The sequence below is a fragment of the Ochrobactrum sp. RH2CCR150 genome (genome assembly GCA_014138095.1).
GTDB lineage: Bacteria > Pseudomonadota > Alphaproteobacteria > Rhizobiales > Rhizobiaceae > Brucella > Brucella gambitense.
Genome location: JACGXE010000002.1, coordinates 525,776 through 543,325 on the forward strand (window position 1 = coordinate 525,776; position 17,550 = coordinate 543,325).

Below are 17,550 nucleotides of genomic sequence, written 5' to 3' on the forward strand. Positions count from 1 at the left end.
ATTTACTCCGGCTTGCCAAAACCGCCGCCGGTCGGCGTGATGACGGTGAAGGCTTCACCTGCTTCCAGAACAGTCTGGTCACAATTGCCGAGCACATCGACCGAACCGTCCTTACGGCGCACTTCGTTGCGGCCGGTCTGACCGGCCTCGCCGCCTTCCAGACCGAACGGCGCTACGCGGCGATGGCCGGAAAGAATGGCGAATTCCAGCGTCTTCAATGCGCGGATCGTGCGCTTGGTGCCGTCGCCAGCATACCATTTGCCCTTTCCGCCGGAATTTTCGCGAATATGGAAATCTTCCAGCAAGACGGGGAAGCGGGTTTCCAGAATTTCCGGATCGGTCAAGCGCGAATTGGTCATATGTGTGTGCACGGCATCGGCACCGTTGAAGCCAAGACCGGCGGGCGCGCCGGAACAGATGGTTTCGTAATACTGATACTCGTCATTGCCGAAGGTCAGATTGTTCATGGTGCCTTGTGCGGCGGCCATCGCCTTGGTCGCGCCGAACAGGCAGTTGGTAACGGCCTGGCTGACCTCGACATTGCCTGCCACGACTGCCGCCGGATATTGCGGCGAGAGCATTGAACCTTCCGGCACAACGATCCTGATTGGTCGCAGGCAGCCCGCATTCATCGGAATGTCGCCTTCGACCAGCACGCGGAAGACATAGAGCACAGCCGCGCGGGTGACTGGTTCCGGCGCATTGAAGTTGTCGGAACGCTGCTCAGACGTGCCGGTGAAATCGACGGTCGCTTCACGCTTTTCCTTGTCGATGGTGACGCGCACCTCGATCTCGCAGCCCTGATCCATCTCATAGGTGAAGTGACCGTCCGGCAGCTTGTCGAGCACGCGGCGCACGCTTTCGGCGGCGTTGTCCTGAACATGGCCCATATAGGCTTTCACGACATCCTCGCCGAAAAGACCGATCATCTTCTTCAGTTCGGCAACGCCCTTTTCGTTGGCGGCGATCTGCGCCTTCAGATCGTTGACGTTCTGCGTCAGGTTACGGACAGGGTAGGTGGCGCCAGTCAGCAGAGCGGCGAGCGCCTCTTCACGGAAGGTGCCGCGATCCACCAGCTTGAAATTGTCGATATAGACGCCTTCCTGTTCGATATTGACAGCAAGCGGCGACATGGAGCCCGGAGCAATGCCGCCAATATCCGCATGGTGGCCACGGCTTGCGACCCAGAAGCGGATTTCGCGATTATCGTCATCGAAAACCGGCGTGCAGACAGTGAGGTCGGGCAGATGGGTGCCGCCATTATAAGGCGCGTTGATGAGGAACACATCGCCCTGCTTGATGTCGCTGTTTTCGCGGATGGCGGTGGCAACCGATGCGTCCATGGAACCGAGATGCACCGGCATATGCGGCGCATTGGCAACAAGATTGCCTGCTGCGTCGAAAACCGCGCAGGAAAAGTCCAGACGTTCCTTGATGTTCACTGAATAGGCGGTGTTCTGAAGCGTCACACCCATCTGCTCGGCAATGGACATGAAGAGATTGTTGAAAATCTCCAGCATGACAGGATCGGCTTCGGTACCAATGGCCGTGCGCACGGGCAGCGCCTTGATGCGCGTCAGCACCACGTGGTCATGGGCGGTCAGGCGGGCCTGCCAGCCATCTTCGATAACGATAGTCTGGTTTTTCTCAATGATGATCGCCGGGCCGGTTACAGTCTGGCCGCGCTGCATCTGCTCGCGTAGGACCACGCCCGCATCGTGCAACGCGCCTTGCGAGAAGAAGCGGGTCCGCTTGGCGGTTTCAGCCTCCAGATCGCTGTCGAGCGATTGGGCGCTTTCGGTCTCGCCTGCACCACCGCCAACGGCTTCGACTTCCACGGCATCGATAACGAGAGCCTTGTTCTCAGCAATGAAGCCGAAACGTCGCTTATGGGCCGCCTCGAACTCGGCGCGAAGACGGTTGGTATTGTCCTCAGCGGGGAAGGTGGCCTCAATGGAGAGCACAGTGTCTGTGCCCGCATAGCGGATGTGGGCGCGCAGATGACGCTGCACGGCTGCGGCCTCGATACCCTGGGTCAGAAGTTCGGCAACGCATTCCTGCGCCAGTTCTTCACCCAGCTCCTTCAGGGCAGCGGGGGCAGCCGGATCGAGCGCGACGCCGAGCGCCTTTTGACGGGTGGCACGAATATCGGCCAGACCCATGCCATAGGCGGAAAGCAGGCCGGACATCGGATGAAGAAGAATATTCTTCATGCCAAGCGCATCAGCGACGAGACAGGCGTGCTGACCACCCGCGCCGCCAAAGCAGTTGAGCGCATAGCGCGTCACATCATAGCCGCGCTGGACGGAAATTTTCTTAATAGCCTCGACCATATTGGCGACCGCAATGCGGATGAAGCCGTCGGCAACTGCTTCTGGCGAACGGCCATCGCCAATCTCGGCTGCGAGCGCGGTAAAGAGTTCACGCACTCGTTCCACATCGAGCGGCTGGTTCTGTTCGGGACCGAAGATCGGCGGGAAAAATTCCGGCAACAGCTTACCCAGCATGACATTGGCGTCGGTGACGGCGAGCGGTCCGCCATTGCGGTAGCAGGCCGGGCCGGGATTGGCGCCTGCCGAATCCGGGCCGACGCGGAAACGTCCGGCATCGTAATGCAGGATCGAGCCGCCGCCTGCGGCAACGGTGTGGATCAGCATCATGGGCGCACGCACGCGCACCCCGGCAACTTCCGTTTCGAAGGCCCGTTCATATTCGCCATCGAAATGCGCGACGTCCGTGGAGGTGCCGCCCATGTCAAAGCCGATGACTTTCGGGAAGCCTGCCGTTTCGCCGGTACGGGCGAGGCCGACAACGCCGCCTGCCGGGCCGGACAGGATGGCATCCTTGCCCTGAAACAGATCGGCTGCCGTGAGACCACCCGATGACATCATGAACATGACGCGCGCGCCGGTGCGCTCGACATCCAGCTCATTGGATACTTGCGCAACATAACGGCGAAGAACCGGCGACAGATAGGCATCAACGACCGTCGTGTCGCCACGCCCGACCAGCTTGATCAGCGGCGAAACTTCGTGACTGACAGAAACCTGCTCGAAGTCGAGACCGCGTGCAATGCGAGCAATTTCAGCCTCATGCGCGGGAAACTTATAAGCATGCATGAGGGCGATGGCGACGGATTTGTAGCCTTGTTCCTTCAATGCAACCAGTGCAGCTTCGGCCTCGGAGGGATCGAGCGCCGCTTCAACTGTGCCGTCTGCCTGAACGCGTTCGTGCAGCTCCACGACCTTTTCATAAAGCGCTTCCGGCTTGATGATTTCGGTCGCAAAGATGTTCTTGCGCTCCTGATAGCCAATGCGCAGCGCATCGCGAAAACCCTTGGTGGTGACAAGGGCCAGCCGCTCGCCCTTACGCTCCAGAAGCGCATTGGTCGCGACCGTGGTGCCCATGCGAACTTCGCCGATGATTCCGGCGGGAACAGCTTCGCCGGTCTTGAGGCCCAGATGCAGACGAATGCCGTGAACGGCGGCATCCTTATAGGCAGACGGGTTTTCGGAGAGAACCTTGCGTGCATGGAGCTGGCCCTGCGGATCCCGCCCGATAACGTCCGTAAACGTACCGCCGCGGTCGATCCAGAAGTCCCATACTCCGCGTCCCGTTCCGCTCATCGCTGGCTCCCTCACACAAAATTCCAGATGCATTGAGTTGTGTATTCTGAAAACACTTCTGAAATTGATAGTCACATTTTATTGACAAAATGTCGATAAGATGATGACATAAAATTCACATAAAAGCGGGAGCGTCAAAATGGGTAAAGATAAGGCTTCTGAGGAAGAGCCTAACATCGGAGACGAAATGCAGGAGGCTGGCTTCGATGAAGTCACGCTGCCCAAGCATTTGCGCCCGGTTGCCTCGATCGGCCCCATTGTCTCATCCGCGCATCTGGCTGAAGGCGGTTCGCCCGGCCTGTCCGAGGTTGAATACGGCCTCATTCTCGCATCGCACGCCTTTTCGCGCTGGATGGTTCGATGCATGGCTGCGGCGGGATTGCCGGGACTGTCTCCCATCGAAGTGCTGATTCTCCATTCGATCCGCCATCGTGATCGCGAGAAGAAGCTTGCCGATATCTGCCTCGTTCTCGACATTGAAGACACGCATATTGCCACCTATGCCATTCGCAAGCTTGAAAATGCGGGCTTGCTGACGACGGGCAAGGCGGCAAAGGAAAAGACGGTGAAGATCACCGCCAAGGGCGCGGACGCCTGCGCGCGCTATGCGCAGATTCGCGAGCGGCTTCTGGTCGATTCCACCGCCAATGCGCGCCCTTCGGAAGAAACGCTTTCCGAAGTGGCTGCCCTTCTGCGTTTCATGTCCGGTGCATTCAATCAGGCCACGCGGTCTGCCATCACACTTTAAGAGGGTTGAAAGTTTGAGCGGAACCGAGTTGAGCGAACCAGTTTCAAAACCTCTGCTGACCGTCGATGGCCTCAGTGTCGAATTTGGTGCGAGCCGTGTCGTTGACGATCTGAGCTTCTCGGTCTATCCCGGTCGCACGCTGGCTGTGGTGGGCGAATCCGGTTCGGGCAAGTCCATCACGTCGCTTTCCATCATGCGGCTTGCCGATATGAGCGGTGCGAAATTCCCGTCCGGCCGTATTTTGTTTGGCGAACGCGATCTGCTTAAGGCCGATCAGAAGACAATGCGGGGCATTCGCGGCAAGGAGATCGCCATGATCTTCCAGGAGCCGATGACGTCGCTCAATCCGGTTTTCACCATCGGCAACCAGCTATCCGAAGTGCTGATGCTGCATGAGGGCATGACCCAGCAGGCAGCGCTTGCCGAAGGGACGCGGCTTCTCGAAATGGTGCGACTTCCCGATGCGGCAGGTCTGATGAAGCGCTATCCGCATCAGCTTTCCGGCGGTATGCGCCAGCGCGTCATGATCGCCATGGCGCTTGCCTGTCGCCCGAAACTGCTGATTGCCGATGAGCCGACGACGGCGCTCGATGTGACCATTCAGGCCCAGATATTGCACATTATCAGGGATTTGCAGCAAGAGCTTGAAATGGCGGTTATTTTCATCACGCACGATATGGGCGTGGTGGCGGAAATGGCTGATGACGTGGTCGTCATGTGGAAGGGCAAGAAGGTCGAGGAGGGCCCGGTCGGGCAGATTTTTTCGAAGCCGCAACATGCCTATACCAAGACGCTGCTGTCGGCAGTGCCGAAGCTTGGCAGCATGACGGGGGAAGCCTTTCCCAAGCGGATGCCGGTTATGACCATGCGCGACGGTGTGCCTGTTCTGACGGGTGAGGAGCGCATTCAGGACACGGCGCGTTATAGCGACAAGCCGTTGCTTTCCGTGGACGATCTTTACGTGCGCTTTCCGATCAAGAAGAACCTGTTCGGCAAGGTGACCCATGTCTGCAACGCAGTTTCGAAAGTCGCCTTCGATATTTATCCAGGCGAAACGCTGGCGCTGGTCGGTGAATCCGGTTCCGGCAAATCGACCATTGGGCGCACCATCCAGCAATTGCAGACGCCGCTTTCCGGCGATATCCGTTTCAACGGCAAGGCCTATTCGGCCATGAGCGCAGCCGAGCGCTACGCCATGCGCCGCGAAGTGCAGTATATTTTCCAGGACCCGTTTGCATCGCTCGACCCGCGCAAGACGGTTGGCTTTTCCATTGCAGAACCCATCCGTACGCATGGTCTTCTCGACAATGACAAGGCAATCAATGCGCGCGTGGCGGAATTGCTGGAGCGGGTTGGCCTCGGCCCGGAGCACGCGAAGCGCTATCCGCACGAGTTTTCCGGCGGTCAGCGCCAGCGCGTCTGCATCGCGCGGGCGCTCGCCTCCAAGCCAAAGTTGATCATCGCAGATGAAGCCCTGTCGGCGCTTGATGTTTCCATTCAGGCGCAGGTTATCAACCTGTTCATGGACCTGCAGAAAGAACAGGGGCTGGCCTATCTCTTCATCAGCCACGACATGGCGGTGGTCGAAAAGATGAGCCATCGCGTTGCGGTTCTTTATCTTGGCCAGATCATGGAACTCGGCTCACGGCAGCAGGTTTTTGAAACACCGTCGCATGACTACACGAAGCGGCTTCTCTCGGCGGTGCCGATTGCCGATCCGTCGGCGCGCACCAACCGGCCTGCGCTGGAAGGTGAAATTCCAAGCACGACGCGCCGGATTGATGACAAGCCGCCGATCTATCGCCATCGCGAGGTCGCAGCTGGACATTTCGTGGCCGAAACCGCCTGACGCATAAAGTTCAACAGAAACCCAAAGGGGAAAAAACAATGATAAGGAAGACACTTAAAGCCGTTCTCATGGCTTCCGCTTTCTCGGCGGCAGTGTTTGCATCTGCTCCGGCTTTGGCTGCCGGAAAGCTGACCGTTTCGTCGCCGCAGGACCCGGGCAGCTGGGATCCGATCGACACTTTCCTCGTCAACTGGGCTTCTGTTGCTACCAACATTTTCGACGGTCTTGTCTATCGCGGTCCAGATCTCAAGATCGTTCCGGCGCTTGCAACCTCGTGGGATGAGCTGGACGACGGCAAGCGTATTCGCTTCCATCTGCGTGAGAACGTCAAGTTCCACGATGGCGAGCCGTTCAATGCCGAAGCCGTCAAGTTCACCTTTGATCGCCTGCTCGGTGACGAGGGCGCGAAAGGCCCGCAGCGTTCCAACTATATCGCCATCGAAAAGGTGGAAGTCATCGACGACAAGACTGTCGATTTCCATCTGAAGGCGCCGGACCCGGTCCTCATCACCAAGCTGGCTGGTTATGGCGGCATGATCGTTCCGCCGAAATATATTCAGGAAAAGGGCGACGACTATTTCAACACCCATCCGGTCGGCACCGGACCGTTCAAATTCGTGTCCTATGAGCCGAAGGTCAACATCAAGCTTGAGGCTTTTGCTGATCATTGGGGCGGCGCACCAAAGCTCTCCGAACTCGAATACCGCTTCATCACCGAGCCTTCGACCGCTGTTGCCGAACTTCAGGCTGGTCGCGTCGATCTGGTCATTCCACCGACCATTCCGATTGGTATGATCCCCACCATTCAGAGCGATCCGAAGCTGGAACTCGTCACAACGGCAGGCCCGACGGTCTATGCGCTGCGTTTCAACACGGCTGACGGCATCACCAAGGACGAGCGCGTGCGCAAGGCGCTGACGATGGCGGTTGACCGCGATGCGATCATCCAGTCCATTCTGGCTGGTCAGGCAGAGCCGATTGCAAGCTTCCAGGGTTCGCTGTCCTTCGGTTTCGACCCGAACATGAAGCCGCTGCCTTACGATCCGGAAGGCGCGAAGAAGCTGCTCGAAGAAGCGGGCGTTCAGCCCGGCGCAAATGTGCAGATCGACGTGCGCGGTCAGGATGCAAGCTTCAATGAAGTGGCGCAGGCCATCGCAAGCTTCCTGCAGATGGTCGGCGTCAATGCAACCATCAAGCCTTACGACACCAATGTTCTGCTGAACGATATCATCCCGCAGGGCAAGACCGGCGCAATGTTCCAGCAGGCCTGGGGCGGCTGGACCTTCGACTACGATAACACCGCCTATTCCATGTACCATTCGGGCGAAAAGTGGAACCCGTACGACAAGGACGAAAAGCTCGACAAGATGCTGGAAGCGCAGCGCTCGGTTATTGATCGCGGTGAACGTGAGAAGCTGCTGCAGGAAATCGCGCATTACGCAGCCGACCGCGCACTGGAAATGCCGCTCTACAACCTCAAGGCAATCTTCAGCGTCAACAAGCGCGTGAAGAACTTCGTGCCGGTGCCTGACAGCCGTCTGCGTTTGACGGACGTCACTGTCGAGTAAGCAAGAATGACAATACGGCAAGCCGGATATGACCGGCTTGCCGCAGCATTTCGGAGGCGCACTGGTGGCCGGATTTCTGATCAAACGAATTTTGCAGGCGTTGTTCGTGCTTGTCGCGATGACGCTGCTTGTCGCTTTCGCGGTCCGCCTGACAGGCGATCCGGCATTGATGCTGACGCAAGGCGCTGGCAGCATCACCGAAGCCGATCTCGCACGCATCCGCGAAGGTCTCGGCCTCAACCAGCCGTTCTTCGTTCAATACTGGCAGTTCCTCAAAGGACTGTTCACCATGGATTTGGGCCGCAGTTTCCTTGGCGGTACGCCGGTTTCAACACTTGTAGCAGGCGCTCTGCCCGCCACGCTGATGCTGGCCTTTGCCTCCCTGTTCGTATCCATCGTGATTTCCGTGCCACTTGGCATCAAGGCCGCCGTGTCGCGTGGAAAATGGGCAGATCAGCTCATCCGCATCTGTTCGCTGGTGGGTCTGTCCTTCCCGAACTTCTGGCTGGCGACCATGCTGGTTCTGCTGTTCGGCATCACGCTGCAATGGCTGCCGCCAAGCGGCATGAGCGGCATTGCAAGCTTCATCATGCCCGCGCTCACCATGGGCATCATCCTGACCGCTACCAATGTCCGCCTTGTGCGCACGGCGATGCTGGAAACGCTGCAATCGCAATATATCATGGTGGCGCGCGCCAAGGGTTTGAGCGAGAACAAGGTGCTCTACAAGCATGCGCTGCGAAATTGCGCCATTCCGCTGATTACCTATCTCGGCCTTCAGTTTGGCGGTCTTCTCGGCGGTATCGTCGTTGTGGAACGCGTGTTTAACTGGCCGGGCATGGGCACGCTGGCCTTCGACGCCGTTGCCGGGCGCGATTATCCTGTCCTGCAGGCCACCATCGCGATCCTTTCCATGCTGATCATCGGCGTCAATCTTCTCGTGGACATCGCCTATGGCCTTGTCGATCCGCGTATCCGCACGGAGTAGGACCCATGACAACCAAAACCTCATCCGTTCTGTTTTCGCGTTTTGCGAGCCTCGAATTCATTGTCGGCGTCGTGCTGACCGGCTGTATTTGTCTGGCAGTAATTTTCTCTGGCTATCTGTTTCCGGGCGGCGCCAACAAGATTGATCTCTTGGCGCGCCTGACGCCGCCATTCGTCAATCCCGCCCATGTTTTCGGCACCGATCCGCTGGGTCGTGACGTGCTGGCGCGGGTTATCACAGGCGGCAAGATTTCGCTGTTTGTCGGTTTCGTTTCGGTGATCGGCTCTGTGGTTATCGGCACCATCATGGGTCTCGTCGCCGGCTATTATCGCGGCTTCTGGGACATGGCGCTGATGCGCTTTGTCGACGTTCAGCTGGCCATGCCGTTCATCCTGCTTGCCATCACGGTCATGGCCATTCTGGGCGGCGGATTGTTCAACACCATCATTTTGCTGATCGTCTCGCAATGTGTGCAATATGCGCGACTGGTGCGCGGCTCGGTGTTGTCGCTGCGCGAGCGTGAGTTCATCCTGTCCGCTCGCGCCATCGGTGTGAAGGATTGGCGCATCATCTTCCAGCATCTGCTGCCGAACCTGCTCGGTCCGGTCATCGTGCTGATGACGCTCAATGTGGCCAACAATATTTTGCTGGAATCGAGCCTGACCTTCCTCGGCCTCGGTGTTGATCCGACCATTCCAAGCTGGGGCGGCATGCTGGCCGACGGTCGCACCTATCTCCAGACCGCATGGTGGGTGAGCATTTTCCCGGGCCTCGCCATTCTCTTCACCGTGCTTGGTCTCAATCTTCTTGGCGACTGGCTGCGTGACAGCCTCGACCCAACTGGCAGGACTTCCCGATGAGAGTGCTTTTTGAGAAAACCTATCCGCGCACCGTTCATGCGCTCGTCGAACACTTTCTAAAACCGGAAATGCGCGGCGCGACGGTGGAAGCATGGCTGTTCGATGATCAGCCAAGCCGCTTTGCCGCCGAAACGAAGTTGCGTGAAGCAGGCGTCGAGGCACGGCTGCATTCGGCTTACAAGCCGCTCCTGCATTTCTTTCTGGAGGAAGTGGATGGCGCGGCTCTGAAGTCGGCGGTGATCCGCTATCCGCGTCATGAGGCCTGCGTACAGAACCGTTTCCTGCTCGAAACCTACCCCTTGTCGGCGCTTCTGCCAGAGGCGGAAGTTAATTTCGCAGCTTCGGGCAAAGACGATTTTCATTATGAAGTCGATCTGGTCTTCGCCGATGGCCATAGCCAAAGTCATCGCGTTTTCGCGCCCAACCGCGTGCATGTGGATTTCATCGGCGAAACGCTGGTCTCGCCAACCGGCTGGCTGACGGTCACACAGGACGGCAAGACCGAAAGCGCGCGCTATGAGACATCCTATGAAAAGCTCTTTCACGACACGGTTTCGACCATCGCCGCCCATGACTGGAAGCGCGGCGAACCCTATTTCGATGAGCTGAACATCGCCGTCAGCCTGCCAATCACCGACCGCCGCCTGCCTTATGATGAGGAGACGCTGAGCCTCACCGAAGCCATGCACGAGGATATCTATTTCTCGTTGCTGGAAGTTTTTCAGAAAAAGTCGGGTCGCCCGGTTGGCGACCGTGGCTTGCAACCGGGCCAGATTGTACCGGAAGTCCGCTTCCGCGATGCCGAACCTTCCGTCAAAGTGGAAACACGACCGCTTTCCACCGATGATGCATTGACGGCAGAGCAAGTTCTGGAAACGGCGCAAGCGCCGCTTTCCGCCGATCAGATCCGCCGTGAAATCGCCAGACTGGGCGGCGAGCCATTTGAAGCGAAAACCCGTTCTGGAAGAACGGTGCGCGCGACGTATCGCAACGGCAGCGATGCCGCGATGATGATCAGCGCCGGTCAGCATGCCAATGAGACGACGGGTGTTGTCGGGGCGTTGCGCGCAGCCAACCGGCTTGCGGCGCGCGAAGGCGCGCATTTCACAATCTCCCCGCAGGAAAACCCTGACGGATACGAGATACACAAACGGCTTTGCGCACTTCAGCCGCATCACATGCATCACGCCGCGCGTTATACGGCGCTCGGTGACGATCTGGAATATCGCAGCGGTGAGGGGCTTTACGAAAAGGCCATTCGCGTCGAGGCGGAAAAGCGGACGGACGCAAAACTACACGTCAACCTGCACGGTTATCCGTCGCATGAATGGACGCGCCCGCTCTCCGGCTATGTGCCGCGTTCCTTCGCCATGTGGACGCTGCCGAAGGGCTTTTTCCTGATCATCCGCCACCATGCCTCCTGGGAAAAGGAAGCGGAAGAACTGATCGACCGCGTAACGAAACATCTGGCCGCCATTGACGGCTTGGTTGCCTATAACAATGCCCAGATCAAGCTTTTCGAGCAACATGCAGGCGAAACGGGCTTCCGCATCATCAACGGCTTCCCGTGCCTTGTCGGCGTCGATGATCGCCATACGGTACCGCTGACGCTCATCACCGAATATCCGGATGAGACGATCTATGGCAGCGCTTTTGTCAAAGGCCACACCGCGCAAATGGAAACGGTGCTGGCGTGTTACGATGCTTTGCAAGCCTTGTTGCCATCCACGCCGGTTGCTTGATCCTCCGGCCCGAAGAGCAAGTTTTATAAAGAAAAAGCGCCGCTTAGCGGCGCTTTTTCATTTTTCACATTTGCTGGTAACGATCAGCCGCTGATGAGCTTCACTTCCATGAAGTCCTCAAGACCCCACTTACCACCTTCGCGACCATTGCCCGACTGCTTGTATCCGCCGAACGGGCTGCCCGGAGCGCGGGACGTGCCGTTGATCTGGATCATGCCGGCGCGAAGCTTGCGCGCAACGCGCTTGGCGCGTTCCGGGCTGCCGGTCTGGATATAGGCGGCCAGACCGTAAGGCGTGTCATTGGCGATGGCGATGGCTTCTTCTTCCGTTTCAAACGGGATCATGGCCAGCACTGGTCCGAAGATTTCTTCGCGTGCGATGGTCATGTCGTTGTTTACGTCGGCGAAGACGGTCGGCTTGACGAAATCGCCTTCCGTGAAGCCGTCCGGACGGCCCGTGCCGCCAGCAACGAGGCGTGCGCCTTCGTCAATGCCTTTCTGGATGAGCTTCTGGACCTTCTCGAACTGGATCGACGAGGAAAGCGGCCCGATATGGTCGCCTTCTTCCGCAGGATCACCGACCTTGGTGCCTTCGGTCACCTTCTTTGCGAATTCGACGGCCTTGTCATAGACCGAGCGCTCAACCAGCATGCGCGTCGGCGCATTACAGGACTGACCTGTGTTCTCGAAGCAATGGGCAAGGCTGCGCTGGATGGTCTTTTCCAGATCGCTGTCGGCAAAGACGATGTTCGGCGACTTGCCGCCGAGTTCGAGCGACACGCGCTTGACGGTCGCTGCGGCAGCGCGGGAAACCGCCGTGCCTGCGCGCGTCGAGCCGGTGAAGGACATCATGTCCACATCCGGGTGCTGCGACAGGGCTTCGCCAACCACCGGGCCTTCACCATTGACGAGGTTGAACACACCCTTTGGCAGACCGGCTGCATCGACAAATTCGGCGAACAGCATCGCCGACATCGGCGCGATTTCGGACGGCTTGAGCACAACCGTGCAGCCAACGGCAATCGCAGGGATAACCTTCAGCGCGATCTGGTTCATCGGCCAGTTCCACGGGGTGATCAGGCCGCAAACGCCGATAGGTTCATGCACGATGGTCTGGTTTGGAAATTTCGGAGAAAGAATTTCTTCGAACTCGAAATTCTCGAAGGCAGCGACAAAAGCCTTGATGTGTGACACGCCAACGGCAGCCTGCGATTCACGCGCAAGCGTGATCGGCGCACCCATTTCGTGCGAAATGGCCTTGGCCATTTCATCCATGCGGGAATCGTAGATTTCAGCGATACGGCGGATATAGGCGATACGCTCTTTCGCCGGCGTTTCGGCCCAAGCCGGGAATGCCTTGCGCGCAGCAGCTACGGCGAGATCGATATCGGCAGCCGAACCGCCCGAGATCACCGCATAGGGCTTTTCATTGGCCGGATTGATGACTTCGATGCTCTTGGCCTCGATTGGAGCCCGCCAGGCGCCGTCGATGTAAAAATCCGTTTTCTGAACCAGGTTCTTCTGAAGCATGGCGCTTTCCTCCGTCGTTTTTTGAATTCCCATATGTTGTTCTACAAGCCGATCCAAATCGAACCGGCATGCATTTGCGGGCAACCTTAATGCCCGGATATGGCAGCGTCAAAACAGAAGGACGGATGGGATCATCAATTTTTCTTATTCATTATCGTAAGCTTCGACATCGATGCCGAGCGACACAAGGCCTTCCTCGATATAGTCGCCCAGAAGCGGCGTTCCGATCAGGTATTTTGCCTCGCGCCCGTTATGACGGTCGCTTGCCGTGGACAGGGCCTCGTCCCATTCCTCGGGCGAAAAATCGCCACGTCCAACCCACATCAAGGCAAGCAATTCGATGCGTTGGTCTTCATTCAGGGAGCGGATGGCGGCGAAAAGCTCTTTCCGGGTCGGATTGTCGAGCGAAGCATCGAGAATATCGACGTCTCTGTCGTCACCGGGATTGGACCCGGAATCTTCATCCACTGCAGGCACCTGCACGTCATATTCGCGCGCCTTCGCAATAATGAATTCCAGATTGTCCAGATTGTTCGTCAGCTCGACCATCGAATACCTCCGTTACCGGTTTTCTCAGCGTCTTTCTGATTATAGGGCGTCCGCTTCGCGCAGGCGATAGCCAACACCGGTTTCAGTGAGAATATATTGCGGCTGGTCGGGCAGGGCTTCGATCTTTTGGCGAAGCTGGCGCACATAAATGCGCAGATATTGTACATCTGCCGCCGGACCCCAGACCTGATTGAGAATATATTGGTGGGTCAGGACCTTGCCCGCATGCTGCACCAGAAGGCGGAGAATGTCATATTCCTTGGGCGACAGCTTGATGTCGTTGCCATCGACCTTGACGATGCGCCGCACCAGATCAACCGAAAGGCCGCCGCTCTGGAAAATCGGCTTTTCGCCTTGCTGTTGCAGCTTGTGACGGAGCGCAACGCGGATGCGAGCCGCAAGTTCGCGCATGCCGAAGGGCTTGGTCACATAATCATCAGCGCCGAGTTCCAGCGCCTTGACGATGCCGACCTCGTCGGTGCGGCTTGAAAGAATGAGGATGGGCAGGTTGCGCCCTTCCTGCCGCCATTGCAGCAAGAGCCGATGGCCGTCCATGTCCGGCAGACCAAGGTCGAGCAGCACAAGGTCAGGGCTTTCAGCCTCGATCTTCTCCATCGCCTCAATGGCATTGGCGGCTTCAACGGTCGTGTAACCTTCGGTGGTCAGCCCGACCCGCAGGAGCTTGCGGATCGGCGGTTCGTCATCGACAATCAGCACTTTGACGCTTTGCGTATTCATTGCGTTGTTTCCGTTTCAGCGTCGCCAGATGGTAGCGGCAGTGAGATGACGAAGACCGCGCCAGACCGATTATGGTCGTGGTCGCTGCGGTTGCGGGCGGAAATGGTGCCGCCCATCGCTTCGACAAAACCGCGCGCGATGGACAGGCCGAGCCCCGTGCCTGCCTGCACGTGATCACCCTTGCGAACGCGATAGAAGCTGTCGAAAATCCGTTCCCGGTCATCGGCGGGAATGCCCGGCCCCTGATCGGCGATCTCCAGAACGAGCCGCGTGCCGCTGATATGCGCTTCAATAGCAATTTCAGAGGCTTCCGGCGCGTACTTCGCGGCATTGTCGAGAAGATTGAACAGAACCTGTTCAAACAGAACTGCATCCAGCCGCAGCATCGGCAGATCAGCGGGCACTGATACGCGAACCGCATGACGCGCAAGAATTTTTGCGGCGCGGTGCAAGGCAGCGCCGACGATATCGCCGACATAATGCGGAGAGAGGTTGGGCTCCATAGCCCCGGCTTCAATGCGGGTCATGTCGAGAAGATTGGCGATGAAGCGATTGAGGCGTTCCGACTGGTCCACGATGGTTTGATAGAGATCGGCCTGATCTTCAGCGGGCAAGGAACCATGATATTCGCGCAATGTGGTCGCGGCGCCCATGATGGCCGCCAGCGGGGTTTTCAGGTCGTGCGAGATCGAGGTCAGAAGCGCGGAGCGCAACTTGTCGGTTTCGGCAGCAAGCCTTGCGCGCTCGACGTCTTCCACCAGCTGCACGCGCTCGATGGCGATGGCGGCCTGATCGGCCAGCGCTTCGAACAGTCGTTGCTGTTCGGGCGTGAGGATCGGTCCCTGACGGTCATTATCGAGACCGATGACACCGACCGAAGTTCGTGCCGTGCGCAGCGGCAGGTAAAGACGGCGTGCGCCGGGCAGCGTATCGGCACCACGTCCAGCGGGCAGATTGTGCTCCCAAGCCCAATGGGCAGCGGCGATATCGGCATCGTCGAGTGTGTCATCCGGCGGATATCCGGCGCGCACTGCGATGCTCTCTCGCTCCGGCAGCAGGATAACCGCACGCACTTTCAGCATGGATGCGATCTGGAATGCCGTTGCCCAAAGCACATCGTCCAGCGAGCCGGTGCCCGCGAGCTTCTTGCTGAAAAGATAGAGATCCTCGGTCATTCGCGCGCGCTGACGTGCCGATGCCGCCTGACGCTGCACGCGGCTTGCCAGATTGCTGGCCACAAAGCTGACAAGGAGGAAGAAGACGAGCGCCACCACGCTTTCCGGGTCCGCGATGGACAGCGTGTAAAGCGGCGGCAGAAAGAAGAAATTATAGGCGAAGGCGCTGATGATGGAAACGAACAACGCAGGCCATAGACCAAGCGTAACCGCAACGCCGAGAACGCCGACGACGAAGACCAGCGCTATGCTGCGAACATCAAGAAACTGGTCGAGCAGCAGCCCGACGCCATTCGCGGCTGCGACGACTGCCGTGCCAATCGCATAGGGCAGAATTTGCAGGCTTGCCGATGGTGCGGCGGTCTTGACCTTGCGGGCGGTGCTGGCCGCCTCCTGATCTATACCTGCCGTGATGTGCACATCGATGGCGCCTGCACGGCGGATCAGGTCGTGCCCGACCGAGCCTTCGACAATTTCGCGCCAGCGCGGCTTGGCGGATTTTCCGGCGACCACCTGCGTGAAATTATGTGTGCTGGCATAGCGGATAATGTCTTCCGCTACCGACTGGCCGGGAATGATGATCGGTTCGCCGCCCAACTGTTCGGCAAGGCGCATGGTTGCCGACAGTCGGTCCTTTTCATCCTCCGACATATTGGCAGAGCGCGGCGTTTCGATGTGAATGACCGCCCAGGGCGCGCGCAGCCGGTCGGCCAGACGGCGCGCATAGCGCACCAGCGATGCGCTGCGTGGCCGTTCATCAACGGCAACGAGAATACGGTCGCCCGCGGCCCACGGACCTTCGATGGCGTGGGCGCGCATATGGGTGAGAAGCTGTTCGTCTACCCGCTGCGCGGTGCGTCGCAGCGCCAGTTCGCGGAGCGCCGTCAGATTGCCGGGCGAAAAATAGTTGCGGATTGCACGTTTGGCCGTCTTGGGAAGATAGACCTTGCCATCGTTGAGCCGCTTGATGAGATCGCTGGGCGTGAGGTCGATCAGCTCGATATCGTCGGCGCGGTCGATAATGCTATCCGGCACCGTTTCGCGAACGCGAATGCGCGTGATCTGCGCCACCACATCGTTCAGGCTTTCGACATGCTGGATATTCAGCGTGGTGTAGACATCTATCCCCTGCGCGAGGATTTCCTCGACATCCTGATAGCGCTTGGGGTGACGGCTGCCCGGCGCATTGCTATGGGCAAGTTCATCCACCAGAACCAGCTGCGGACGGCGTGCCAGCACGGCGTCGATGTCCATCTCTTCCAGTTCGTGGCCATGATAGGCAACAAGGGCGCGGGGGATGACTTCCAGCCCGTCCACCAAGGCTTCAGTGTCACGACGGCCGTGGGTTTCGACCACGCCGATCACCATATCGACGCCATCGGCCTCGCGCGCTCTGCCGGACATCAGCATTTCATAGGTTTTGCCGACACCGGGTGCCGCGCCCAGAAAAATCTTGAGGCGCCCACGCGTTTCGCGCTCCGCCTGTTCGAGCAGGGCATCGGGAGAGGGCCGTGTGTTGTCAGCGCGAATGACGTCCGACATCAATGATAATGCTCCTGCGAAGCGGGCGGCATCGTTTGCGCCGCCCGTATTCTACTTTATTTAGCTGCGGTTCTGTCCAGAACAAGATTGAGTTTCAGGACGTTGACCACAGGTTCACCGAGAAATCCGAGCTCACGGTCTTCCACCTGCTGCTCGACAATGCCGCGCAACGTGGCTTCGCTGATGCCTCGTGCTTTGGCGACACGGGGTATCTGATAAAGGGCGGCGTCCGGCGAAATATGCGGGTCGAGGCCGCTGGCCGAGGTGGTCACGAGGTCGATAGGGATCGCGGTGTCAGGCGTTGTCTGTTTCAAAGTTTCCGCCTCGGTCTTGATCCGTTCGATCAAAGCGGGATTGGTGGGGCCGAGATTGGAGCCGCCCGAGCTGGATGCATCGTAGCCATCCTTGCCTGCGCCGGATGGGCGACCGTGGAAATAACGGTCGCCGGCAAAATTCTGGCCGATTAGTTCAGAACCGATGACCGTTCCATCCTTCTCGATCAGGCTGCCATTGGCCTGTTGCGGAAAGATTGCCTGGGCAATGCCGGTCATGCCGAGCGGATAGATGAACCCGGTGATCACGGTAAGCGCGACGATCATGACCAATGCGGGGCGAAGTTGCTTCAACATGGGTGAA

12 protein-coding genes are annotated in these 17,550 nt (G+C 58.5%); 6 read left to right on the forward strand and 6 right to left on the reverse strand.

What is annotated here, in order from left to right:
• Nucleotides 1-2 precede the first annotated feature (2 nt).
• Nucleotides 3-3,626 (reverse strand): hydantoinase B/oxoprolinase family protein, encoded by a 3,624-nt coding sequence (locus FHW03_RS06070; protein WP_182519804.1) that lies wholly within the window; start codon nucleotides 3,624-3,626, stop codon nucleotides 3-5.
• Nucleotides 3,627-3,765: 139 nt separating this feature from the next.
• On the opposite strand from FHW03_RS06070, the gene FHW03_RS06075 reads away from it, so the two are divergent.
• The 6 genes from FHW03_RS06075 (at nucleotide 3,766) to FHW03_RS06100 (ending at nucleotide 11,381) form a co-directional block, all read left to right on the forward strand.
• The gene (locus FHW03_RS06075; RefSeq protein ID WP_182519805.1) at nucleotides 3,766-4,374 is read left to right on the forward strand and encodes a winged helix DNA-binding protein; all 609 of its coding nucleotides are present in this window, start codon (nucleotides 3,766-3,768) and stop codon (nucleotides 4,372-4,374) included.
• Nucleotides 4,375-4,387: 13 nt separating this feature from the next.
• Entirely contained in the window at nucleotides 4,388-6,223 is a 1,836-nt protein-coding gene (locus tag FHW03_RS06080) for an ABC transporter ATP-binding protein (protein ID WP_182519806.1), read from the forward strand.
• A 38-nt stretch (nucleotides 6,224-6,261) separates the two neighbouring features.
• Nucleotides 6,262-7,791, forward strand: a complete 1,530-nt coding sequence (locus tag FHW03_RS06085; protein ID WP_182519807.1) for an ABC transporter substrate-binding protein — start codon at nucleotides 6,262-6,264, stop codon at nucleotides 7,789-7,791.
• Between the two features lie 64 nt (nucleotides 7,792-7,855).
• Complete coding sequence (locus FHW03_RS06090) at nucleotides 7,856-8,779, forward strand: ABC transporter permease (RefSeq protein ID WP_113533509.1); 924 nt, start codon at nucleotides 7,856-7,858, stop codon at nucleotides 8,777-8,779.
• Nucleotides 8,780-8,784: 5 nt separating this feature from the next.
• A complete protein-coding gene (locus tag FHW03_RS06095) occupies nucleotides 8,785-9,639 on the forward strand; it encodes an ABC transporter permease (protein WP_182519808.1) in 855 nt (284 codons plus the stop codon).
• Nucleotides 9,636-11,381 carry a peptidase M14 gene (locus FHW03_RS06100; RefSeq protein WP_182519809.1) on the forward strand — a complete coding sequence of 582 codons (1,746 nt, stop codon included), beginning with the start codon at nucleotides 9,636-9,638 and terminating at the stop codon, nucleotides 11,379-11,381. Before FHW03_RS06095 ends, FHW03_RS06100 begins: the two co-directional genes overlap by 4 nt.
• 83 nt (nucleotides 11,382-11,464) lie before the next feature.
• Here FHW03_RS06100 and FHW03_RS06105 read toward each other — a convergent pair whose 3' ends face one another.
• The 5 genes from FHW03_RS06105 to kdpC form a co-directional block, all read right to left on the reverse strand.
• Entirely contained in the window at nucleotides 11,465-12,910 is a 1,446-nt protein-coding gene (locus FHW03_RS06105) for an aldehyde dehydrogenase family protein (protein ID WP_182519810.1), read from the reverse strand.
• A gap of 144 nt (nucleotides 12,911-13,054) precedes the next feature.
• Nucleotides 13,055-13,459: a DUF3775 domain-containing protein gene (locus FHW03_RS06110; protein WP_078336835.1), complete on the reverse strand. Its 405-nt coding sequence runs from the start codon at nucleotides 13,457-13,459 to the stop codon at nucleotides 13,055-13,057.
• A gap of 39 nt (nucleotides 13,460-13,498) precedes the next feature.
• The gene (locus tag FHW03_RS06115) at nucleotides 13,499-14,197 is read right to left on the reverse strand and encodes a response regulator transcription factor (protein ID WP_182519811.1); all 699 of its coding nucleotides are present in this window, start codon (nucleotides 14,195-14,197) and stop codon (nucleotides 13,499-13,501) included.
• Complete coding sequence (locus tag FHW03_RS06120) at nucleotides 14,194-16,914, reverse strand: sensor histidine kinase KdpD (protein ID WP_182519812.1); 2,721 nt, start codon at nucleotides 16,912-16,914, stop codon at nucleotides 14,194-14,196. Before FHW03_RS06120 ends, FHW03_RS06115 begins: the two co-directional genes overlap by 4 nt.
• Before the next feature lie 56 nt (nucleotides 16,915-16,970).
• The gene (kdpC, locus tag FHW03_RS06125; RefSeq protein WP_182519813.1) at nucleotides 16,971-17,543 is read right to left on the reverse strand and encodes a potassium-transporting ATPase subunit KdpC; all 573 of its coding nucleotides are present in this window, start codon (nucleotides 17,541-17,543) and stop codon (nucleotides 16,971-16,973) included.
• Nucleotides 17,544-17,550: the final 7 nt, after the last annotated feature.